The organism is Streptomyces sp. G45 (assembly GCF_049542095.1).
Classification (GTDB): Bacteria; Actinomycetota; Actinomycetes; order Streptomycetales; family Streptomycetaceae; genus Streptomyces.
This window is the reverse complement of sequence record NZ_JBMUZU010000001.1, coordinates 9,132,513-9,153,068: the sequence shown is the minus strand read 5'-3', so window position 1 is coordinate 9,153,068 and position 20,556 is coordinate 9,132,513. Positions and strand designations below refer to the sequence as shown.

The window sequence follows — 20,556 nt, the reverse complement described above, 5'->3', positions numbered from 1 at the left end:
CGCTGCGCGCGAAGAAGCCAACCGCCCGCTGTGCGGGCGGCCGCTCCCGCTCCGCGTGAGCGCGAGCGGTTCGCTCCGCCTCCCCGCCAGGCGGCACGCGCGCCGCGCGCGCACCGTCAACTGCAGCGCAGGCGCCTCGCGTTGCGAGGCGCGGCCGGGCTTCGCCCGGCCGGCGGCTTCCGCTGCGCTCCAGCCACCTGTGGCGCTCCGCGCCGAGCAGGGCCGTGCCACGCTTCGCGTGGCCCGTCCAACGGGCCTGCGGCCCGGGCAACAGCGAGAGAGGGGGTGTGTTCGGGCTCTGTGTGGTGAAGCATTGGGCGGTAGATGGTTAAAGACCTCAGCCCCGCCTCACGCCGTGTCTCCCTCATGCATCAAAATGTGGTGCGGATCGTTTCTGGAAGGAGCGCCTCCCTCGCGGTGCGCCACCGGATCGGCACCCGGGTGTCACTGGTCTGCGCAGCCGGTGCCCGGATCTGTGGGGCCTTCGTGAGGGTAGGCCTGGGGAGGTTGTGCCTGATACCCCCGCGTGGGTGAACTCGGAGCTTCGTGCAACGCAGCACCTGAGCCAGCTTCCTGATATGGCGTCAGGCTTCACCCGAGTCTTGCTAAAGGCCCAGCGGAGCGTTTCCTGGTCAGGGTTGGCGCGACTGGTCCGTTCGAGGGCTGTGAGGGTGTGGGCAGTGAGCCGAGCCCAGTTGCGGAAGTTGCCGTGCGCTGCGTGGCGGTCAGCGTAGGCGATGTCGTCGGGGTCTGCGTCGGCCCAGATCGGGTGGTAGAGCGGGATAACCTCCAGGACCTCGTCAGCAGTGAGGCGAGTGAAGCGCTGCCAGATGAAGATCCGGGAGGACAGCATCGGTTCCTTGCGCAGCGCGGCGTGGCAGACTTCGCCGCCGACGAAGATGACGGCGAGCTGGGTGTAGGGGTCGTCCCAGAGGTATCGGACGTACTCCAACTGGTCGCTTTGGAGCCACTGGGCTTCGTCCAGGACGAGCGTGCGCGGGTGGCTGGCCAGCGTGTGTTTGAGGAGGTGATCGAACTCGCTGGCGTAGCGCGGGGGCTGGCCCGGCATTTCGAGGGCGGTGTGCAGTTCGTGGCGCACCGCCCGGGTGGTGGCGCGGGCGTGGAAGGTGATGCGGCGGATGTCCTCGTCCGGTTCGAGTTCGCGCAGGCAACTGGTGACGGCCATGGTCTTGCCGAATCCGGCGCCGCCGTGGACGCGCCAGTTCATCGCGCGGGCATCGATCGTGTCTGCGAGGTTCTCCCGGGCAGTGAGCAGCGCGCGGGTGCTCACCAGGCGGGCGTCGGGCGGAGTGACGTACTGGTCGGTGGGCGCGGGTGGCAGGTGGCTACCGGTCATGGGGTGTCCTCGCTGGAGGCAGAAGGTTCGGCAGGACGGGTACGGGCCCTCAGTGCCTTGGGGATGGCCCAGTCGGATGGGGGTGGGGCGGGTGGGATCGAGGTCGGGCAGCGCCAGGGCTGCGAGATCTGGGGGCTGGTCGAGTTCACGGGCGGCGGCGGTGGCGGTCATGGCATCCAGGCGGCGCGGTTGACCCGGTTCGGTGGCGGGGGCGAAGCGGGTATGACGCAGATGTTCAGCAGTCTTCGCCTCGGCGCGCAGGCGCCGGGCGCGCTGAGTACGGGTACGGCGCAGTGCGGCGAGTTGCTCGTCGGTGGCCTGATCGGCCAGATAGGCAGTGCCCAGGTGACGGCCGTGAGGTGTGCAGAGTTCGAGCTCGTGGGTGTGGTGGGGCATGAACCGCACCGTGACCTTCAGACCTGCTTGTCCGGTCATCCAGTCGGCGATGTAGTCGCGGTTGCGGAAGCGTACGCCGTGGCTGGTGATGGTGCGGGGGCGGGCGTCGTCCTCAAGCATGAACGACCATACGTCTGCCGGAGGGACATCGTTGAGCGGGGTCGGATCGGTCTGCCACGCTTCGAGTGGGGTGGCGCCGCGCAGTTCAGCGGGACGGTGCTCGGTATTCCACCACAGGGCCCAGGCCAGCAGGTGCTCGGTGAACGCCTCGAACGACAGCGGCTGCGCTGTTCGCGGGCGGGGGTCGGGACGGCGGCGCGGCTTCTTGGGGACGTAGCCGGGAAGGGCGGTGAACAGCATGGCGGTGGCGCAGTGGTTGAGGTTCTCGATACTGCCCTTCAGGTGGGGAGTGTAGGGCGGCAAGACGGTGATATTCGCGTCTAGGGCGGTCAGCGCGGTGGTGACGGTGCGGGAGGAAGTCACGGCCGCGGTCGAAGCGGACGTGCTCGGGCAGTCCGCCGAAGGGGCCATAGGGTTCGGTGCGCAGGACGGCGGAGCGCAGCGCGGCCAGGACCGAGGCACGGGTGGGGGTGCCGGGGGTGACGGCGAGGCCGGTGATGGCCTTGGTCACGCAGTCGATGAACCACGTGACGTACGGGGGAACGAGGTCGCCGTCCGCGTCGACGCGCAGCGGGGCCTGGACGTGATCGGCCTCCCAGACGTGATTACGCCACATGCGGGGCCGCTTGGCGAAGACATCCCGGGCACGGGCTACTTCAAGGCCGTAGCGGTAGCCAGCCCGCTCCCCCGGTGTCAGATCCCGGCGCACCGCGCGCAGGAACGTCGGCAGCGACGGCACAGGATCCAGCAGCGGCACGGCAGCTGGTGGGGCGCCGCCCGGAACAGGTTTGGCAGGCCGCGGCGGGTCGGGGTCGATGCTCGGCGGGGTGTCGGTCTCCTCGGACGGCTCGGGATCGGTGGCGGCCCGGGCGCGGGCGACAAGTTCACGGTGGACCGCGGAGGCATTGCCGTGCCAGTACGCCAACAGCACCCGGATCTCAGCAGTGATCTCGAACCGTTCGACACGGCGTGCCCCCGGACGGGCGGCCGAGGCGGGTGTGGCGGTGGCTTCGGCGAGTCAACGCCACACGGTGCGGTCCGAGACATTCAGGCACTGGGCGGTGGTGCGCACGTGGCCGCGGGTGAGCCGGCGCTGGGCACGCAGCGCGAGCAGACGGCGTACGGCCGGGGCCCGCAACGCGGTCAATGATGCGGCGTCCAGCACGGGCTCGTCCAGCGGTGGTGACAGCGTCGGGGCGTCGTCGTCGGGGGTGGTCGCGGTCATAGGGATGTCCTTCGGCCCGTGGGGTGGGGTCGGTCAGGGGGTGGGACCGAGACGGGAACAGGCCCCGGACAACAGGGCACGGTCCACCACAGTCCCGGGAGTGCGGGCGAGAGCCGCGTACGCGTGAGAGGTGATCTTCGCCCAGGTATGAAAGTTCCCCTTCGCGCACGTGGCATCGGCGTGCAGCAGGTCAGCGTCCGTCGCGGCGTCCCACAGCGGATGGAACAGGCGCAGCACCGCGGGGACTTGGGCCCCGTCCAGGCGGGGCACCTGCTGCCAGGTCAACACCCGGGAGGCCAGCGCGGGAGCCCGCGCCAGGGTGCGTTCGGCACCCGCACCGCACAGCACGAGGGAAGTCTGGGTCGTCGGCGCGTCCACGAGCAGACGCAGATAGTCCAGTTCGGGCGCGGCGATGCGCTGCACGTCATCGGTGACCAGCACGCCCGGGGCCCGGAATGCCTCAAGCAGCGCGCGATCAGCCGCATCCGTGCGACTCGACAGCGCTTTGGCGGGCAGGTTGAACGCGGCGAGCAGCGCAGCCCGTAGCTGCGGCAAGGCGGGTTTCACGGCCACCAGCGCGCGGTGCACCGGAAAGCGGCGTGGCAGCAGGCGCAGCGCCTGATGGACCGCGACGGTCTTGCCGTGCCCGGGGTCCCCGTACACGCACACGATCCCCCGCGCAGCGATGGTGTGGGCGAGAGCCTCAGCCACCTCGCCGAGCTGGCTCGTCGACACGACATGCGCACCCGGTACATACAGGCGCACACCGCTGTCGCTGAACGGCGAGGCACTGGCCGACTCAGCGCTGTCCGCACCCTCCTTCGGGGCAGGATCGGCAGTCGCCTGGCCAGCCTCGTCGACCGTACCCGGCAACGCCAGCTCAGCCAGCGCACGGTCGTATCCCGCGGGATCCACGCGGGCAAAGCGAGGGCGGGTGACCTGAAGGACGCGGCCTTGGCTGTGTTCACGGCGCACCGCCAGATGCAGCGTCGCGAGCGACGGCAGTGCCTCTCTGCCCAGATCGGGCAGGACCTCATCAACATGGTCGGTCATCCAGCGGTGCAACGCGGCCACGTTCCCGCCCACCTGGGACAGGCGCTTCCAAAGCGCGTCAGTGAACGTGAACGCGGGACGGCGTGGTACAGGCTCCATACGACCCGACTCCCGCGCAGCTGCAAGCCAGCGCCATACCGTGCGTGCGGATACCCCGGCGGACTGTGCCGCGATCCGCACGTGCACTGTCTCCAGCTTCCCGGCCTCATCCAGCACGAGAAGACGACGCACCACCACCTGCCAGGACAGGGCACGCTCCCGCGAACGCGACGCGGTGCGCTTCCAGTCCGGTGACAGCGACAGAGACGACTCAGCAGTCATAGCCCTCAGCACACACCCGCCGCCCAGACCCGAACACAGGAATGCTCATCCCCACTACAGCCAGAGACCAGGTGTGCTAAGCCGAACTCTCATGCCATAACAGCCAATTGATCACCTCATGACAGCCACAATCCAGCAGCGCTTGCCATCAGACATACCGCTCAACAAGCCATCAACCACTCAGAACCCACTGCCGACCAACCCACCACCACAACCCCGCCCATTCACATCTCTGATGAACCCCTAGATGATTGAGTCCGATGTTTGGGCTGGCCGCGACCATGGCGAAGGGCGCCCGTTGGCTTGGGTGTGATTCCTGGCCTGGACGCCCTTCTGGCGGCACTGTACGTGTTCATCGATGACCATGTGGTCCCGCGTCGCCGGATCGGGCGACCTCCGAAACTGGCAGACGCCGAACTGCTGTGCCTGGCGGTGGCCCAGGTCCTGCTCGGGTTCCCTTCCACCCGCCACTGGATCCGCTTCGCGCATGCCCGGCTGGGGCACCTGTTCCGCTATCTGCCCCAGCAATCGGCCTACAACAAGCGCCTGAACGCAGCTGGCCCGCTGATCAGCCACGCAATCGAGGCGCTGGCCCGGCAGATCCCGACCTGGCACGACAATCTGCGACTGATCGACTCCGCCCCGCTGCCCTGCGCCGCGTCCCGCGAGACCGTCAAACGGTCCAGCCTCGCGGGACACTGCGGCTACGGCTACTGCCGCTCCCACTCCCGGTTCTTCTGGGGATTGAGGCTCTACCTGGTCACCACCGCCGAGGGCATGCCCGTCACCTGGTGCCTGGCCAACCCCAAACTCGGCGAACGCGAGGTGATGGCCGCCCTGCTGCAACGCGACCACCACCTCCTCCGCCAAGGACAGGTGATCCTCGCGGACAAGGGCTTCGCCGGGAAAGAGTTCGAGGCCCTGCTGACCGATCGGTTCGGCGTCTACCTGGTGCGGCCCGACCGCAAGGACGAGCCGCTCCGGCACGGCAAGACCGCCCGTGTCCGCCAGTGGATCGAAGCCGTGATCGACACGCTCAAGGGCCAGCTCAGCCTCGAACAGCACGGCGGCAGAACCCCGGCCGGAGTCTTCGCCCGCACCGGACAACGACTCCTCGCCCTCGCCGCCGCTATCTGGCACAACTGGACCACCGACACCAAGACCAAACGATCCCTGATCGCCTACGACCACTGAAGACATCGGACTCAATCATCTAGTGGGGCTGCAGGGCTCGGCTTCTCCTGCTCTCGTCTCGGGCTACAGGGATGACTCCCAACAGCCAGTGTGGGGCCTGGAGTTCGCGCAGACCGTAGTCAGGGGCAACTATCCCTTCTTCCTCAGGACCGAGGCGAGGACGTCCGTCTTGGCGCGCTCCGCGGCCGCGTACGCGCGGGCCGATGCGGCGGCGTGCTCGTCGAGGGGCTGACGGGCGGACGCGGGGGCCGGCTGCTGGCTCATCCGGGGCTCCTGGGCTTCTCTCTGGCGTGTGTCACCACGGTATCGCCGGGGCGGGGCGCGGGAGCCGGGTACGGACGAAACCCACCCGATGACACAGCTGAGCAGTGACACAGGTGGTCGCGACGACCTGGGGAAACGGGGGCTCGATGACACAGGTCGGACTGTTCACGGCTGGCTGTTCAGGCGTTGGCGCATGGTTGGAGCAGGCTGGAGGTATGCGCGCTAAGGACGTCCAGGTGGGGCAGACGTATCGCTGCGAGGTGCCGGTCGCGCTGCCGCACCGGCGGTACCGGCCGGAGACGATGGACGACTCCTGATTGGCCCTGATCTGGCTGCGCGGAACGTACTTCCCGCTGTCCGTCACGGACGTCGACACCGAGGCCCGGACCGCCCAAGGCCCGTGGATGGTCTCCACGACCCACGTCACGTTGGAGCTCACCGAGGACCAGGTGGAGGCCGTCGGCCTGCCGCCCGGTCACGGCTACCAAGTCACCGGGACGCTCGAGGCCGCGGGCGATCCCGTGAAGCTCCCCCGGGGTCGGCACGCTCACCATTCCGCTCCGTTGGCTGCACCTCATGGACGCGCCCGTCTCCGGCGGCCACCACGACGCCTCGCTCCGAGGCTTCTGACCTGCCGGGCCCTAGTCGTGCTTCGGCGAGGCAAGTGTCCTGTCTCAGATGATCTGGTTCTGGATTGGGTCATTGGCCTGCGGCAACCAGTTCAACTGGAACGCGAGAGCAAGGTCGTAGACCTATCTGAGGTCACCCGCGTGACGTTGAGGGGTCTGCTGCAAGGCCATCGGCAAGGGCGGTTGATGCGGTGTTCGGTCGTCAGGTGATGGGCCCGACGCGGAGGCCGGGCCCATCTGCGCGAGATCAGTTGTACGGGCGGATGACCAGTTCAACGATCAGGCCCCAAAGGACCTTGACCGCCGCCGCGATGGCGAATCGCTCCACCAGTTCTCCGTGCTTGTTCTTGATCTTCGACACAGTCCGCACCTCCGAAATCCCGCTGATGGAACACGGACGGCTAATGAACCGCCCCTGTCGCGATGGGAGTCGAACCCATCCGCGCCGGCGCAAGCCGGTCGGGCTTACCGAGCCCTGACAGGACGGAACAATCGCAATTCCGAGCCCCGCGCGAGCACTTCAGGCTGCTTGGACGTCGCAAGCGTAAGCGGTGGGGTGTCACGCTGTCGCGTCTTGTCACGCGAAATCGGCCCGGAGGAGGAGCCGGGCCGATTTCGCACCTGAATGTCCGAATTAATTCGCTTTGGAGCGAGTGCTGTCACGCAGCTTCCCGGTGACGTGACAGGCGGCGTGACAAGGGGACGTGACAACCAAGCGTGACGCTCGGTGAGCGCGACAGGGGTGATCAGGTCTGTAGCGGCGGCCAGACGTGCGGGCCGGTGCACTGCCCGCAGGCGGCGTAGCCGGCGCACTCCAGACAGAACTGGCGCGGGTCGCGCAGGCAGTGGCAGCTCGGGTTGTAGTCGGGGCCGTCGTCGCCGGGGTAGAGCGTCTCGCCGAAGTGTGGCTCGGTCCAGGCGATGACCGAGCCGTCGGCGAGCAGGTCCTCGTAGTGGTGGCCGGTCTCGCTGTGTTCGCTCCAGGTGGCCACTACCTCGTCCGCCGCGCTCATGCCGTGCCGCCCTTCACCGCGGCCGCGTTGTCGAGCCAGGCGGCGAGTGCGGTCGTGGCGTCCGGGTCGGCCTGGGCGAGACGGCCGGCGAACTCGAGGTCGCCATCGGCGACCGGAGCGCCGGTGCGAGCGAGGGCAGTGAGCAGCGCGGCATGGGCCCTCACCCGGTCAGGCAGCGAGTCGGCGGCGGCCGTGCGCGTGGCCGGGTCGGCGTAGTGCCCGGAGCGGTCGGCGAAGGCCTGCGCCAGCCAGCCCTCGACCACGGGGTGGTGGTCGCCTCGGTGGATCAGGAGCTCGCGGGCCAACTCGTCTCCGGGCCGGGTCTTCACGGTTCGGTCGAGTCGGCCGGCTCGGGCGAGCGCGGCGAGTTCGTCGGCGCGGGCGGCGAGCTGCTGCTCCTGGAGGCGCTGCTGCTCGGCTTCCGCGGCTCGCTGGTGGGCGGCGAGCTCGTCCTGGACGACGGCGTCGCCGTTTGGGTCGTAGGTGCCGCCGGTGGTGGCGAGCAGCTGCGCGATGCGCTGCCACTCAGCAACTTCGGCCGGGCCGCGTTCGTCGTCGGCCAGGTTTTCGCGATCCCGGTCGATGTGCTGCAGCCGGGCGTCCTCGAGCGTGACGGCGGCCTCGTTGGCGGGTCATACCGGTTGCCCGCCGGGAGACCGAGCTGCGGCCGCCCTTCGCTTGGTCGACCGGCTGGCGGGGCGCGGCCGCGCCGGGCGCGGGAACGCGGGGACGGCGGCGGGAACGGGGCGCAGGGGTGCTCACACGGGCCTCTCAATCGTCACGGAGAATGGACGGGATATCCGACCGACGCGCGTCGGACGCGGCGGCTACGGATGTGCCGAAGCGCGATAGTTGTCACTGTCGGTGGCCCCTGACCAGCGGGGTCGGCGCGGCGAAGCACGGTAGTTGTCACCAGGCGGGCGCACTACCTGTCACCGGCAGCGCAAGCATGACTGTTGTCACCAGATGTACTGCTCCGTCAGACCATGGACAGGACAATGAGCCCCCGTCAACCTTGTGTGGTGATCACGCTTATGACTGCCATCGTCGGCTTACTCACCAGCCTGACGGCGCTATGGATCACCGTTGCGGACCGTCGGCGGGTCATCGCGAAGGAGCGACGAGAGAAGGCCGAAGCGGACCGGCAGCGTTCCGCCGACGAAGCCGCCGAGATGGCCCGGTCGCTCAGCCGCGCAAGGTCTGAGGAGGTGGCGCAGGCCAGAACCGTACAGATCAGGCTCACTCGCAGACCGACCGCTGATGACACAGACAGTGCGCCAGGCCCTTGGCTGGTCTCGGTCGCCAATCGGGGCCCGCTACCAGTCACGGACGTGCAGGTGGTCCACACCGTGGGCTCTGCGGTGCTGCACTGCTCGCAGCCCTTCGACCTGCAAGGCGAATGCACACATGAGGTCGAGCTGCCCACCTCAGGTGAACAGCCGCGCCTGGCCGAAATCACTACGCTGTTTACCGATGCGTCGGGCCGCCGCTGGCAGCGCAACCTCACCGGTGGACTTTGTCTAGGCACTCTCCAAGACGACGGTACATATCGGTGGGGCCCGCCCCGCCTCCCCGAGATCACCGGATCCATCGTTCTTGGCCCTCTGCCGTTGTACACGAGGTGGAGGGTGCGCCTCGCCCTCTTGGTACCGTTGCTAGTGCTCACCGCCGTCTGCTGCCTGCTTTACATTCTTCTCCGCTGAAAGGCGAGGCAAGTGGCCTGCACCGCGATCTTGGTGACAACTACCTGCTTCGGTGGCACCTATCGTGCTTCTGATCAACGGACAAGTTGATCGCAGCCGGGAATTCTGCGCTGCTAAAAGCGGATGTTGAGCCACTCCACGTCTGCGAATTTCACCTCCAGGCCCGCACGTCCGCCACCGCCTTGACGGAAATAGGCGTCCGCGATGGCCTCCGCGACCGCGTTATGCAGATCGCTCTGCGTCGCACCTTCCTCCTGTGCGGCGATGATGGCGCCCGCGGGGGAGGGGCTGACGGCGACCGTGATGTCCCGTACCCGGCCCGCGTCCGAGGTGCCCTCCGGACCGAGGCCGAAGTACGCCCGGCAGGAGATGACCAGCCCGCCCGAGGACGCCGCCCGCTGCCTGGCCTGCGCCCTGACCTGCGGTTGCCACACAGACTCGGTCTCTTCCACCAGCACGGCTTGGAGGCGCTTGTTGGGCTTGGTGGACGCGCCCGAGAGGTAGCGCTGCACCGTCTTGCGGGAGACGCCCAGACGCTCGGCCAGGGACTTGGTGGAGCCCTTCTCCCGCGTGCGAAGGAATTTCATCTGGGCTCGCGCGGATTTCGGCGCGGGCCGGGTGAACAGGGCCCGCTCCGCGCGGTCGAGGCCGTCCAAGATCTTGGCTCGGGTCCGGGCCGCGCGCTTCACGTCGTCGTCAGTCATGTGATCATCAGGCCCGACCGGGCCCGTGGACAGGGTCCCGCGCCTGGCAACCCGCAAGGTCGGCCGGGTCTGCATACCGTGGACGGCATGACGACGCCCTCGGACGGACCGCCCGCCCCCGTGCCGGTGCTGGTGGTCCTGCCGGACGGGCAGGAACTTACCGCCCGGCTGTGGGCCCGGCGCGAGACGCCGCGCGGCTGGCTGTACGAGGTGGGACTGCCCACGTACCACAACACCGCCGACGGCGACGTCCAGGCCGCGGAGTACCGGGTATGGGTGCGCGCCCCCGAGCACGTCCGGCCGGTCGACGGCATCTCCTATGACGCTGTGCCTACCGAGCGCCTGCCGCCGCCGTCGGCGGTCCGCAAGGTGCTAGGTTCTGTCGTCGAACGTCACGCCCACATCAGGAGTGACGCGAGGGCGACTGCTGCGTTGTAGGACTCGGCGGTCTTGTCGTACCGGGTGGCGATGCCACGCCACTGCTTCAGGCGGTTGAAGCACCGTTCCACGACGTTGCGGTGCTTGTAGATCACGCGGTCGAAGGTCGGCGGGCGGCCTGCGCGGCTGCCTCGTCGGGCCCGGTTGCGGACCTGGTCGGCCCGTTCGGGAATCGTGTGGGCGATGCCCTCGCGGCGGAGCCAGGTGCGGATCGCCTTCGAACTGTAGCCCTTGTCGCCCAGGACGTGGTCGGGCCGGACCCGGGGCCGCCCCGGTCCCCTGCGGGGCACCCGGATCGCCTCCATCACGGCGGTGAACCGGGTGCAGTCGTTGGTGTTACCGCCCGTCACAGGCCAGATGGATCTTGCTGGTCAGGCCGCCTCGGGACCGGCCGAGGGCCGGGGCACCGAGCCCCCTTTCGAGCCCCGGCCGCGTGCTGGTGAGCCCGGACGATCGTGGAGTCGACCGACACCAGCCACTCGACATCGCCCGCCACGTCGGCCTTGGCCTGAGCGGCCCGCAGCATCCGGTCGAATGTTCCATCCTCCGCCCACCTGCGAAAACGCGTATGCAGCGTCGCCCACGGACCATAGCGCTCGGGCACGTCCCGCCAGGCCGTCCCGGTCCGGAACTTCCACACGATCCCGTTCAGGACCCTACGGTCGTCCAGCCGCTTGCGCCCTCGCACCGACTTGCGCAGCAGCGGCCGGACGAACTCCCACTCGACGTCCGACAGTTCATGGCGACGTATCACGACACCATGATCCACCAGCAGTGACCATTTGAAGACCCTGCCTAGAGCCCCAGGCGCTGAAGCATCCAAGACTCCTGACGACGAGCCGACCGTCAGTCCGGGCGACGAGCTGAAGGCCACGACCGAGCGGTACCAGGCCGACAGCCGCAAGTACCAGCGCATTCACAACAGCCTGCGGACCCTCATCATGTTCAGCTCAGCCTCCACGACCAGGATCGCAGCCCTGGACACCGGCAAGGAGCTGACCTGGCAGAGCGTCACCCTGACAGGCATCAGCTTCGCCATCACGGTGGCCGCGTTGTTCACCGGCTACTACAACTACTTCCTCCAACAGACAGCCGACGCCATCGGAGAGGAGGCCAACGCCGTCCGGCTCGGCATCGGCCCGTACAGCGAGTACGGGAACGGCCGCGAGGGCGAGGCGCTGCAGGTGTTCATCCAGCGCGTCTACCAGCACCGCGACGAGCAGCGGCGCCACCAGCAGCTGGACCAGTCCGCCGATCAGGCCACGCCCTCCAGCCAGCCGCCCGCGGCCTGACGGCGAGCCGTCTACCGGCGTCGGCGGCCGCGGCCCTCGATGTGACGGTTAAGGATGTCCCGCCGCGCCTGGTGGGATCCGGCGGGCAGAGCGCACTCGGCATCCGGCTTGGCTATGAGTGAGCCTTCGTCAAGCGGGGCACACTGCCGCCCACACCCGCCCCGGCGGATACCCCGGACGCCTCGAGTACGGCGGGCTCGACTTGGACCAGGCCGCCGCGTTCTGCGCCCTGGCACCCGACCAGGTCACCGAGCACCCCGAGCTGCTCCTCGCCACCGACTGGCTCACCGACATCGAAGTCGACGCCGGTCACGGGCGGCTGCGCGGGCAGCTCACCGAGCGCGTCCTGCCGCTGTCCGGGCTGCTGTAATGACGGTGAACGCCACTGCGGCCATACACGAGGTTGCTCCACCGTATGAGCACTCGTATGCGCACTACGGTCACGCTGCCGGATGATCTTGTTGCCCATGCCCGCGCCGCCTCCGGCGGCAACCTGTCGGCCTACGTGGAGCGCGCACTCAGGGCCCAGCAGCTGCGCGATGCGGCCCCCGCCGTAAGGGCCTGGCGTGAGGTCGATTCTGAGACCGTAGACCGCATCCCCGCAGCCCTGCGCGTCGCCCTGGGCCTCATGTAGAAGCAAGCAGCTCCTCGGGGCCCGTCTTGCCGCTGAGCGGGCTGCTGCCACACGCCGGGCCGACCGGGCCCGGCTGGCTGTTCCGGCCGGATCGGTGGCCAGTTCTCACAAATGCACATAGCCTCCAGGTGCTGGCCACTACCGCCGTGATCATGGCGAGGGGGAAGATGTGCACCGGCCCGGCCGACTGGGCGCTGCGAGCGGCGCTGCGGCTGTGCACGCACGTCAGCATCCCGCTGTACCTGTGGTTCCTGCACCACATGGGCGGCCGCCGGGGCCAACAGCTTCCCGCCGACGATAACCGCCCCTGGCTGCCGATCGTCGTCCCGCTCCCCGGCTTCAGCCTCACCACGCTCTCCAGCACGCCCTGGTAGTGGAGCACCAAGGCCCGCCCGTTCCTCCTGGGCCGCACAGGCTGGGCGGTTCCTCACGGTCTTCGTCGTCGCCCTGTCCCTGATGGCCCGCTTTCGGGTCCGCGAACAGGGATGTCGACGCCGTGGTGCTGACCGTGATGGTCACGGCCATCGGGGTCGCGGGCCTGTGGCTCCTCCCCGCACCTGCTCGACACCCTGCGCTCGAACAAGACGCCGACGGGGACCCGCCTGACGACGCCCGAGGGGCACGCTCCGCTGACCGGCGAGTTCGCCGCCGACCTAGCCGTGTGCCATCACGCCTGCCAGGTCGCGATCGACTTCGGTCTCGTAGCCGTCGACGCCATCGCCGATCTGCTTCCCCAGGAGGAATCCCTCGCTCTGGTCCAGTGCATGGGGGTTCTGCGTCGCCCTGGACGACCACCTCACCCGCCGGGCCCTGAGCGTCGTGGCGGCCGCCAACATGACTGCCTGCCAGGCCTTGGTGCTCGCCGCGATCGACTACGCCCACCGCACCTTCGACGACGACGGCCTCAGCGCCCTGATCCACGAACTCACCGGAAGCAGCCGAGCGACCTTCGGTTCCCCACGCGAGGATGTGGCCCAGACGGCCGCCTCCTCGATGCCCGGACTCATCCCGCGCTCCTGACTCGCCATGGCGCCCCTGGCATCGGCGTACCGCATGAAAGCGAGGCGACTTCGTTGATCACGCCCCGATCGGGCCGGGTGCGCCGTACGGTCGCTTCTACAGATAGCGACCGGGCGGTGACGCCGGGTCAGATATGGGAGGGGATTCCGAGGATGGTCAACGCCCGTACGTACCCGCTGTGGCGGGATCTCGCGCTGAGCGAGGAGCTCCCCAAGGAAGCGCTCAAGACGGTGATCGAAGCCCTGTGCACTCCGGCGACGACGCCGGAGGGTTTCGACGCCCAAGCCGACCGGTGGCGAGAGAAAGCCCTCAAGGCCGCACTGCCCGCGCTGCTGGCCCGGACCTCCGCCAAGCGGCTGCGCGGCCAGCTCCTGATGCACGCCGACGAGAAGACGCTGGCAGCCCTGGCATCCGACGGCACCGTAACCGCCGCCGACGTGCCCGCTGTCCTCCGGCACCGCCGGGCCTGGGCCGGGCTCATCTCCGCACTGGCACGCCACGCCGACCAGGTCGCGGCGGCCATCGCGCTCCTGCCCCGCCTCCCCCAGCACGAGGTGGAACAGGTCGTCCGGGACTGGGACCCCGACCGCTACACCCGCACCAAGAACACTCCGTCGGCCCCGCCCGTGCCGCAGAAGCTGTTCGACGCCGTCCTGGAAGCCTGCCTCACCCCGCTCGCCGCGTACCTGCTCCACCCGGAGCCCGAAGAGGGCTGGAAAACCCTGTCCGCGTACTCGAAGGACTGGTCGCTGGAGCTGAGCGGCCGCGACGGCTGGGCGATGCTGGCCCGCTGCCCCGAGCGGTGGGCGCAACTCACCGCTCACCCCGAGCTCGGGGCGGCTGTCCAGCACCTGCTGCTGGACCAGGCCGAGACGCGGGCCCTCGAGGACGCCCGGCTCCGCGCCACCGACCCCCAGGGTGAGGAGCTCCCCGCCGACCCGGCTCCCGCGCTCAGCGAGGATCTGCTGCGCGCCTGCCTTCCGGCCCTGTGCCTGCCCGAGCTGGCCGACCTGCCCAACCCGCAGGTGACCGCCCGCCGGACCCTGCACCACCTCGCGAACCGCGTCCGCAGCAACCCGCGCCTGGCCGACCTTGCCGCCGACCAGCTACACGCGGCCGCCGACGCGCTCGTCACCCGCGGCCAGCTGCTCACCTGGTGCGACAAGCAGGAGGGCGACTACGAGTTCGAGGGCCGCGTCCTGCGCCTCGCCGAGGATCTGGCCCTCCTCAGCGCCAATCCCGACCACCTCGCCGGGGCCTGCGCCCAGCTCGCCCGGCTGGATCCGCCAGCCGTCGTCTCCCCCAAGCCGAGCCGGGCCCTGATCCGCGTGCTCGGCAACGTCGACCCGAACCACGACCGCCCGGCCCGGCTCCTGGAACGCCACTTCGAGCACCGCCGGGTCCAGGCCTTGACCGTTCTCGCCGCCAACCCGCACACGCCGCACGCCGCCGTCGCGGACGTTCTGAATGGGCTGCACCCCGCTGAACTGGCCTGGATCGCTGAGAAGGTCGACGGCCCCGACTGGTTCCTGGCCGCGGCGGCCGCCGTCCCGGTGCCCGAAGACGAGGGCGACGGTGTGGTGCGGCTGGTGGACGACGAGGAACTCGGCAAGCACCCCGATCCCGCGGCCGTCCTACAGTCCTGGCTCGATTCCCCCGCCGCCGGTGAGATCCTCTCCCGCTCTGAGGTCTACGGCGCCGTCGTGAAGTCCCGCTACCGCACTTTGGAGCACCTGCGCCAGATCCCCGCTGACGAGGTTCTCACCGGCCACGAGCCCGAAGTCGCCCTGACGATCCTGCTGGAGCATTGCGGACGCAGCAGGCAGCGGTGGGAGGCCCTCGCCGCCGCCATGACCTTCGATTACGACGATGAGAAGATGACCTTCGGCCAGGTCCTCGACTCCCTGGACGACACACCCGCCCAGGCACGCATGTCCTGACCTGGCGCTCCGCCAGCCACAGGCTCCGAAACAGGCTCGACTTCACCTGCCTTGGCCCGTGTGCCGCATATGGTGGCTTCGCCGCCCGCAGACACGCCTGGCACAGCAGGGGAAGCGGCGGCAGGCATCGCAGACCCGCGCTGCTCGGCGAGCGCCGCGGTGAGGCTGTCGTTGCCGACTCCGCTCGAGCGGAGGTGATCCGGCGGTGTTGATCGCCTCCGACTCAGGATCGCAACTCGCGCGGTAGCTCCCGTGCCCGTGGCACAAGACGAGCGCGTCCAGGACGCCACGAGCGCTCCTCCGCCTCCGCGATCGACGGGACCCGCGGCGCCCCAGGACGACGGCCCAACGCGCCGCGAGCGTGTCTTGGCACTCCTGCGGGTCCGGTGCATGGCGACCTGGGGAAGGTCGACACCGTAGACGCCTGCCGCCGCTCATGTGATAGCGGGCGATCCGGTGCGTGCGGCGCGGGCACGCCGCCCCAGCACCCCGGGCACAGGGCCAGGCCCTCAGGGACCAGCTCCTGGCCGCCGACGTCTGTGCCCGGGGCCGGAGCCGGGTCACGTCGGGACGGGGCGGGGCAGCACGGGCGATTCACCGCGCCCATCGTGTTGTGGCCGCGACCACTGCGGCTGCCAGCAGCGGAATGGCAGCCGGGACGAGGGCGGCGGACACGGACACGTGCTCGGTGAGCATGCCGGCGGTCAGGGTTCCCAGTGCGGTTCCCACCGCGTTGACGGACATGAAGAGGGCGAAGGCCTCGCTGTGCCGGTCTGGGCTGACGCGCTGGGGCACCAGAGCGAAGGTGAAGCTGACCGCGGGGCCCAGGAAGCATCCGGCCAGCAGGACAAGTGCCAGCACGGCGGCGAAGGGAGGCAGTGGCAGCAGGGCGAGGAAGACCAGCCCGTACATGGCGTGGCACACCACCGACCGGCGTGCGTCAGAGCCCTTGTCGAGGAACCGTTCAGCCGTCGGCACGGTCAGCAGCAGAACAGTCGCTGCGCTGGACAGCGACAGCGCAGCGATGAGCAGCCCGCTGCCTGCCGGTGCTGCGCCGCGCGTGTGCAGCAGTGCGGGGAGCGCGACATCGAGGGTGCCGAGGTTCATGCCGATGCTGAAGTCGAGGAGCAGCAGGGGCAGGACGGCTGGCCAGCAGTTTTCCGGTGCTCTGGGAGGCTGCTGAGGCTGGCGTGGGTGTTCGGTGGCCCGGGATTCTGCGTACTAGGAGGCAGCCGGTTGCCCAGAACGCGGCTGCGCAGGCGATCGGGGCGATGTGGCCAAGGCCGGTGATGAGAGCGGCGGTGAGTGCGGGCCCGGCCACCCAAGTGAGTTCGGTGATGGCGGAGTCCCCGGCGAAGGCCCGTGCGGTGGTGCGTTCGCCCCACAGTACGGGCAGCAGGCTGCGTATGCCTCCGGGTACTCCGCCAGTGGCCACGGCGGCCGCTGCGGCCAGTGCGGCCAGCAGCGGAACGGGCGCTCGGGCTGCCAGTGCGGCGACGAGCGCGGTCAGCAGTACGGCTCCGCCCGCCAGGGGCGGAGTGAGTCCGTTGGGCAGTGTGGTGCGGTCCAGGCGTCGGCCGCGCCAGGGGGCGCTCAGTGCTGCTGCGGCCGCGTACGCACCGGCCAGGATGCTGCCGGATGTGAAGGATCCAGTCACTGACTGTCCGGCCAGCACCAGGCCCAGCGGGAGCATGGTGCCCGGCAGCCGCGCCGCGGCAGCCGCGGCCGCGTAGAGGAGCCAGCGCCGGTCCGTCCACAGCCGCTGCCCGTGCGGCGGCCCATCGGTGTGTGCGGTTGTGTTGCTGGCGGGCATCGTTCGTTTCCTTCTCGCCGTCGTCCTTGAGCTCCTGTCCCATCAGCCGCTGTTGTCACCTCGCTTTTCAGCCACAGCGCAGCGCTTGCGTTCGACGAGGGCGGCAAGGTGCGCGACCGTGGGCTTGTCGAGAAATTCCCGCAGAGTGATATCTGTGTGCAGTTCCCGGCGGGCCAGGGACACCAGTCGCGCGGCGCTCAAGGATGACCCGCCCAGCTCGAAGAAGTCAGCCTGTGGATCTACTGTCACAGTGCTGCGGAAGGTAGGCGGCTCCGGCGCACAGGACCCCGAGAACGGTGCTGACCGGTTCCATCGAGGCCGGTCCGCACAGAGCGACGAGCTGCCCGGGCCGGATACCGGCCTGCTACAGGTCCACAGCCGTTCGCTCGGCGCTTTGCCTGAGATGTTGGAAGGTGCCCCGTGAAGAACCGCTCAGGAGGGCCGTGTGCTGCGGCGTAGCGGCGGCCTGACGTTGGAAAACCGCCCATAGATCGTCGATGGCTGTCTGCCGCTGTGGGTGCCGTGCGGCGGTTTGTGGCCGCGGTCGGGTCATCATGTCGGCCTCCTCGTCGCTGCTGACTCCTCGCTCCACCACGGTTGTGTGCCCGAGGGCTGAAGGTGGCTGAACCAGGTCGCCTCGGTGGTGGTTTTGGCAGTGAAGGGCCGACCGACCCACGCGGCGTTCCTGGACTGAACGAAGCACAGCTGCATCGTGACGTGGTCGCCCTCTTGTCGCTCATAGCCGTCGATGACGACCTTCCCTGGCGTTGCCGACATGACGGGGCCTTTGACCGTGCGGGCGAGCCCGGAGGACATCCGGTAGGCGGTAGCGAGGATGTCGTGAGCGCGGATGAGGGGCACCTCGAAGTAGCGGCGGGGGCCGGTGTCCCGTTCCACGAACATGTAGTAGGGGACACATCCGAGCTTCACCTCCGCGTTCCACAGCCGCTCCCACGTCTCCGGCCGGTCGTTGACGTGAGCGACGAGCGGAACCTGGCAGTAGATGTTCGCTCCGGTGCTGCGGGCCAGGCGTATCGCCCGACGGGTGGCGGCCGACTGCAGTTCGCGCGGATGTGAGAGGTCGGCCACCAGAACGAGGCTGCGGCCGGGTGCCACCACCTGTTCGAACAGCCGGAGCAGGTCCGGCGCATCAGCGTCGCTGCAGAAGCGGGCGGGCCAGAACGTCAGGGATTTCGTTCCGATACGGATGGCCTCAAGCCGATCCAGCCGGGGATCGAGCAGCGGTTCAACGTGGCGGCGCAGCACCGCAGTACTAAGGCGCCGCATCGTGGCCAGACCGGCGGGATCGAGCATGCCGGGCTGTGGGAACAGCAGTTGGAACATCGGGTCGTGGGGGATGTCGTCCCAGTCGATGAGGTTGTCCAGGACATGATCGTTGACGCGGAACGGCAAGACGGCGCCCACAGCGCGCACGTCGTCCACCACGTCCGGGCCGACTCCCCGCTGTTTCAGTATCTCGGTGACGTCCCGCAGGGACAGCGCTCGGTAGCGGGTGGTGCCTTGCGCATGCCGGTGTTCGGGTCCGACCGTGACGGTCACGGTGTGCCTCCCTTGCCGTGCGGCGTGTCCGGCCGCCCGGCGACGGTGTGCGGTGTCTCTTCGCAGTCGGTGCCAACCGTGGTGGAGACGATCCTGGCCACCTCCCTGGCTGTGTACGGGGCGGCTTCGGCCAGCACGTCATGCCGTGCAGGCACCCAGCGCAGCCCGTGCCAGTCCTTGGTGAATTTCGACCATCTCTCCAGCCTGACGGGCTCGATGCCGGTGTTGTACCGGCCCGCTACCACGGTGACCGGCACAGGCAACGGTGCTGCTCCCGTCGGGGCACGGTAGTTCTGCCAGGCGCGCAGGTCGCTGCGCAGATCCTGTGGTACGACAGCGTCCGCAGCGGCCGACAACTCGCCAGTGGCCATGAGGTGCTCCACTGGATCAACGTCGTCGTCCTGGGGCTCTGTCGGTGGCGAAGCGGCGGACAGTCGGTCGGGTGCCGGGCACGCCAGCACAATGAGGTGCAGTACTCGCGGCCCGACAGGCAACGGAGACGCCGCCCGGGCCATCTCATAAGCCACGAGCGCGCCCAGGCTGTGCCCGGGAAGGATCACCGAAGGGAGGGCGAGAAGACGCGCCGACAGCCGCTGGGCGTAGGTGGCGATGCCGACAGTAGCGCTTTCGCCCCCGGGACCGGGCGACGGTGCTGCGCGCGGGAGGTCCAGCGGGACGACGTTCACCCCGGTCAGGTCCGTCGCCCGCGACAACGGGCGGAAGGACATGGCGCTGCCGCCAGCACCCGCCACGCACAAGAGATCCACAGTCCGGTTCTCGGTGGTCGCCATCATCACCCGTCGACATCCCTGTCACTGGCTTGCGGGGGCGGTCGGCCCGGCGCTGGTACGCCGGACCGACGCACTGGGGGCACCGGCCTACCTGGTCGGCTTCACGGCCTCGACCAGGAGGTGGTAGCCGAGGTGGTTGAACGGCGGCACGTCGGCCAGGGTCCGCTCGAGCCCGCGCACGGCCAGCGCGACCGACGGGTCACGGAGCACTTCATCGGCCAACCACACCGCCAGGGGGAGTTGCCCCGCATGTGAGTGACGGTCATGCCGACCTGCGCGGCCAAGGCGTTGATCTCGTGCGGGCTGAAGCTGTACCACGGCGCCTTGTACTCCTCCCCCGACTGCGTCTGGGTGAAAAGGAGCTGCTTGCCGGGGACATCGGTGATGTCAACGGCTGCGAACCGGTCGGCCTTGAAGAACTGCTCGATGAGGGTGTTCTTCACGCCCAGCAGGATCCGGCCGCCGGGCCGCAGCACCCGGCGCACCTCGTGGAAGACGGCCTGCCGGTCCTCCAGCGGTATATGCATCAGGGCCAGCATGCTGGTGACGGTGTCGAAGGACGCGTCGTCGAACGGCAGGTGCGCCATGTCCCCCTCGCGCAGGTCGGCGGTGTGACCGCGTTCGGCCAGCTTCTGCCGGGCCTGGTCGAGCATGGCCTGCGAGATGTCCAACCCGCTCACCTTGGCACCCGCCTCGGCCATCAGCACGGTGAAGCGGCCGGTGCCGCACCCCATGTCGAGCACGTCCTCGCCGGGCCGGACCTTTCCGAGGATGAAGTTCCGCTCCGACTCGGTGAACATCTCGTCGGACGGGCCGCTGCCCGGTATGCGCTCGTCGTATTCCTGGGCGACCTTCTCGTAGACCGAGCGAACGGTCTGCTTCTGTTCCTGCACGCGCCCGTCGGCGTCGGCTTCATGCTGGCCGTTGGGCTGAGGCTCGGTCACCGGCTGATACGTGGTCATGTGCACTCCTGATGAGTCGTTTTTGTGTCAGCAGATACGTGTGCTGCCCGCCCGGCGTACGTGTTCAGGCGAGGGGTGCTGGCGCTGCTGTAGCCGCCCGGCGGGCTTCGCGTGCGGTGTGCCGCGA

22 protein-coding genes and 1 pseudogene are annotated in these 20,556 nt (G+C 69.1%); 10 read left to right on the top strand and 13 right to left on the bottom strand.

The window, feature by feature from the left end; translation table 11 throughout:
• Positions 1-364 precede the first annotated feature (364 nt).
• From ACOBQU_RS38920 to ACOBQU_RS38910, 3 genes are all read right to left on the bottom strand, one after another.
• Positions 365-2,236: an AAA family ATPase gene (locus ACOBQU_RS38920; protein WP_423634165.1), complete on the bottom strand. Its 1,872-nt coding sequence runs from the start codon at positions 2,234-2,236 to the stop codon at positions 365-367.
• Positions 2,237-2,891: 655 nt separating this feature from the next.
• A complete protein-coding gene (locus ACOBQU_RS38915) occupies positions 2,892-3,098 on the bottom strand; it encodes a hypothetical protein (protein WP_423634163.1) in 207 nt (68 codons plus the stop codon).
• A gap of 33 nt (positions 3,099-3,131) precedes the next feature.
• Positions 3,132-4,472, bottom strand: coding sequence for an AAA family ATPase (locus ACOBQU_RS38910; protein ID WP_423634161.1), 1,341 nt, complete (start codon positions 4,470-4,472; stop codon positions 3,132-3,134).
• Positions 4,473-4,781: 309 nt separating this feature from the next.
• On the opposite strand from ACOBQU_RS38910, the gene ACOBQU_RS38905 reads away from it, so the two are divergent.
• A complete protein-coding gene (locus ACOBQU_RS38905; protein ID WP_423634167.1) occupies positions 4,782-5,666 on the top strand; it encodes an IS982 family transposase in 885 nt (294 codons plus the stop codon).
• 129 nt (positions 5,667-5,795) lie between these two features.
• On the opposite strand, the gene ACOBQU_RS38900 is transcribed toward ACOBQU_RS38905, so the two are convergent.
• The 3 genes from ACOBQU_RS38900 to ACOBQU_RS38890 form a co-directional block, all read right to left on the bottom strand.
• Positions 5,796-5,930, bottom strand: a complete 135-nt coding sequence (locus ACOBQU_RS38900) for a hypothetical protein (protein WP_423623426.1) — start codon at positions 5,928-5,930, stop codon at positions 5,796-5,798.
• Positions 5,931-7,305: 1,375 nt separating this feature from the next.
• Complete coding sequence (locus ACOBQU_RS38895; protein WP_423623427.1) at positions 7,306-7,572, bottom strand: hypothetical protein; 267 nt, start codon at positions 7,570-7,572, stop codon at positions 7,306-7,308.
• The gene (locus tag ACOBQU_RS38890; RefSeq protein ID WP_423623429.1) at positions 7,569-7,877 is read right to left on the bottom strand and encodes a hypothetical protein; all 309 of its coding nucleotides are present in this window, start codon (positions 7,875-7,877) and stop codon (positions 7,569-7,571) included. Before ACOBQU_RS38890 ends, ACOBQU_RS38895 begins: the two co-directional genes overlap by 4 nt.
• Between ACOBQU_RS38890 and ACOBQU_RS38885 the strand changes: the two genes are divergently transcribed.
• A complete protein-coding gene (locus ACOBQU_RS38885; RefSeq protein ID WP_423623431.1) occupies positions 7,854-8,447 on the top strand; it encodes a hypothetical protein in 594 nt (197 codons plus the stop codon). The two genes, ACOBQU_RS38890 and ACOBQU_RS38885, sit on opposite strands and share 24 nt — an antisense overlap.
• A 159-nt stretch (positions 8,448-8,606) precedes the next feature.
• Positions 8,607-9,275 (top strand): hypothetical protein, encoded by a 669-nt coding sequence (locus ACOBQU_RS38880; RefSeq protein ID WP_423623433.1) that lies wholly within the window; start codon positions 8,607-8,609, stop codon positions 9,273-9,275.
• 113 nt (positions 9,276-9,388) lie between these two features.
• On the opposite strand, the gene tpg is transcribed toward ACOBQU_RS38880, so the two are convergent.
• Complete coding sequence (gene tpg / locus ACOBQU_RS38875; RefSeq protein WP_423623434.1) at positions 9,389-9,979, bottom strand: telomere-protecting terminal protein Tpg; 591 nt, start codon at positions 9,977-9,979, stop codon at positions 9,389-9,391.
• Between the two features lie 87 nt (positions 9,980-10,066).
• On the opposite strand from tpg, the gene ACOBQU_RS38870 reads away from it, so the two are divergent.
• Positions 10,067-10,417 carry a hypothetical protein gene (locus ACOBQU_RS38870; RefSeq protein WP_423634159.1) on the top strand — a complete coding sequence of 117 codons (351 nt, stop codon included), beginning with the start codon at positions 10,067-10,069 and terminating at the stop codon, positions 10,415-10,417.
• Here the strand turns inward: ACOBQU_RS38870 and ACOBQU_RS38865 are convergent.
• Positions 10,372-11,168: pseudogene (locus ACOBQU_RS38865) on the bottom strand (IS5 family transposase). The gene ACOBQU_RS38870 and the pseudogene ACOBQU_RS38865 sit on opposite strands and share 46 nt — an antisense overlap.
• A 190-nt stretch (positions 11,169-11,358) precedes the next feature.
• On the opposite strand from ACOBQU_RS38865, the gene ACOBQU_RS38860 reads away from it, so the two are divergent.
• From ACOBQU_RS38860 to ACOBQU_RS38835, 6 genes are all read left to right on the top strand, one after another.
• Positions 11,359-11,709, top strand: a complete 351-nt coding sequence (locus ACOBQU_RS38860; protein WP_423634157.1) for a hypothetical protein — start codon at positions 11,359-11,361, stop codon at positions 11,707-11,709.
• 118 nt (positions 11,710-11,827) lie between these two features.
• A complete protein-coding gene (locus tag ACOBQU_RS38855; RefSeq protein WP_423634155.1) occupies positions 11,828-12,079 on the top strand; it encodes a hypothetical protein in 252 nt (83 codons plus the stop codon).
• Positions 12,080-12,136: 57 nt separating this feature from the next.
• Positions 12,137-12,343 carry a type II toxin-antitoxin system CcdA family antitoxin gene (locus ACOBQU_RS38850; protein WP_423634153.1) on the top strand — a complete coding sequence of 69 codons (207 nt, stop codon included), beginning with the start codon at positions 12,137-12,139 and terminating at the stop codon, positions 12,341-12,343.
• 152 nt (positions 12,344-12,495) lie between these two features.
• Entirely contained in the window at positions 12,496-12,717 is a 222-nt protein-coding gene (locus ACOBQU_RS38845) for a hypothetical protein (protein WP_423634151.1), read from the top strand.
• 460 nt (positions 12,718-13,177) lie between these two features.
• Positions 13,178-13,363 carry a hypothetical protein gene (locus ACOBQU_RS38840; RefSeq protein WP_423634149.1) on the top strand — a complete coding sequence of 62 codons (186 nt, stop codon included), beginning with the start codon at positions 13,178-13,180 and terminating at the stop codon, positions 13,361-13,363.
• A gap of 152 nt (positions 13,364-13,515) precedes the next feature.
• The gene (locus tag ACOBQU_RS38835) at positions 13,516-15,303 is read left to right on the top strand and encodes a hypothetical protein (protein ID WP_423634147.1); all 1,788 of its coding nucleotides are present in this window, start codon (positions 13,516-13,518) and stop codon (positions 15,301-15,303) included.
• Between the two features lie 594 nt (positions 15,304-15,897).
• Here ACOBQU_RS38835 and ACOBQU_RS38830 read toward each other — a convergent pair.
• From ACOBQU_RS38830 to ACOBQU_RS38810, 5 genes are all read right to left on the bottom strand, one after another.
• The gene (locus ACOBQU_RS38830) at positions 15,898-16,434 is read right to left on the bottom strand and encodes an MFS transporter (protein WP_423635007.1); all 537 of its coding nucleotides are present in this window, start codon (positions 16,432-16,434) and stop codon (positions 15,898-15,900) included.
• Positions 16,435-17,158: 724 nt separating this feature from the next.
• Positions 17,159-17,365 (bottom strand): phosphopantetheine-binding protein, encoded by a 207-nt coding sequence (locus ACOBQU_RS38825; protein ID WP_423634145.1) that lies wholly within the window; start codon positions 17,363-17,365, stop codon positions 17,159-17,161.
• 303 nt (positions 17,366-17,668) lie between these two features.
• Positions 17,669-18,676 carry a hypothetical protein gene (locus ACOBQU_RS38820; RefSeq protein ID WP_423634143.1) on the bottom strand — a complete coding sequence of 336 codons (1,008 nt, stop codon included), beginning with the start codon at positions 18,674-18,676 and terminating at the stop codon, positions 17,669-17,671.
• Complete coding sequence (locus tag ACOBQU_RS38815) at positions 18,673-19,470, bottom strand: thioesterase II family protein (RefSeq protein WP_423634141.1); 798 nt, start codon at positions 19,468-19,470, stop codon at positions 18,673-18,675. The genes ACOBQU_RS38820 and ACOBQU_RS38815 overlap by 4 nt, the downstream gene beginning before the upstream one ends.
• A gap of 98 nt (positions 19,471-19,568) precedes the next feature.
• The gene (locus ACOBQU_RS38810; RefSeq protein ID WP_423634139.1) at positions 19,569-20,429 is read right to left on the bottom strand and encodes a class I SAM-dependent methyltransferase; all 861 of its coding nucleotides are present in this window, start codon (positions 20,427-20,429) and stop codon (positions 19,569-19,571) included.
• Positions 20,430-20,556 lie beyond the last annotated feature (127 nt).

Coding starts and splice junctions, on each gene's coding strand:
- ACOBQU_RS38835 (WP_423634147.1), top strand. CDS start 13,516: ATGGTCAACGCCCGTACGTACCCGCTGTGGCGGGATCTCGCGCTGAGC.
- ACOBQU_RS38880 (WP_423623433.1), top strand. CDS start 8,607: ATGACTGCCATCGTCGGCTTACTCACCAGCCTGACGGCGCTATGGATC.
- ACOBQU_RS38860 (WP_423634157.1), top strand. CDS start 11,359: ATGTTCAGCTCAGCCTCCACGACCAGGATCGCAGCCCTGGACACCGGC.
- ACOBQU_RS38810 (WP_423634139.1), bottom strand. CDS start 20,429: ATGACCACGTATCAGCCGGTGACCGAGCCTCAGCCCAACGGCCAGCAT.
- tpg (WP_423623434.1), bottom strand. CDS start 9,979: ATGACTGACGACGACGTGAAGCGCGCGGCCCGGACCCGAGCCAAGATC.
- ACOBQU_RS38870 (WP_423634159.1), top strand. CDS start 10,067: ATGACGACGCCCTCGGACGGACCGCCCGCCCCCGTGCCGGTGCTGGTG.
- ACOBQU_RS38850 (WP_423634153.1), top strand. CDS start 12,137: ATGCGCACTACGGTCACGCTGCCGGATGATCTTGTTGCCCATGCCCGC.
- ACOBQU_RS38900 (WP_423623426.1), bottom strand. CDS start 5,930: ATGAGCCAGCAGCCGGCCCCCGCGTCCGCCCGTCAGCCCCTCGACGAG.
- ACOBQU_RS38915 (WP_423634163.1), bottom strand. CDS start 3,098: ATGACCGCGACCACCCCCGACGACGACGCCCCGACGCTGTCACCACCG.
- ACOBQU_RS38840 (WP_423634149.1), top strand. CDS start 13,178: ATGACTGCCTGCCAGGCCTTGGTGCTCGCCGCGATCGACTACGCCCAC.
- ACOBQU_RS38845 (WP_423634151.1), top strand. CDS start 12,496: ATGGCGAGGGGGAAGATGTGCACCGGCCCGGCCGACTGGGCGCTGCGA.
- ACOBQU_RS38895 (WP_423623427.1), bottom strand. CDS start 7,572: ATGAGCGCGGCGGACGAGGTAGTGGCCACCTGGAGCGAACACAGCGAG.
- ACOBQU_RS38815 (WP_423634141.1), bottom strand. CDS start 19,470: ATGATGGCGACCACCGAGAACCGGACTGTGGATCTCTTGTGCGTGGCG.
- ACOBQU_RS38910 (WP_423634161.1), bottom strand. CDS start 4,472: ATGACTGCTGAGTCGTCTCTGTCGCTGTCACCGGACTGGAAGCGCACC.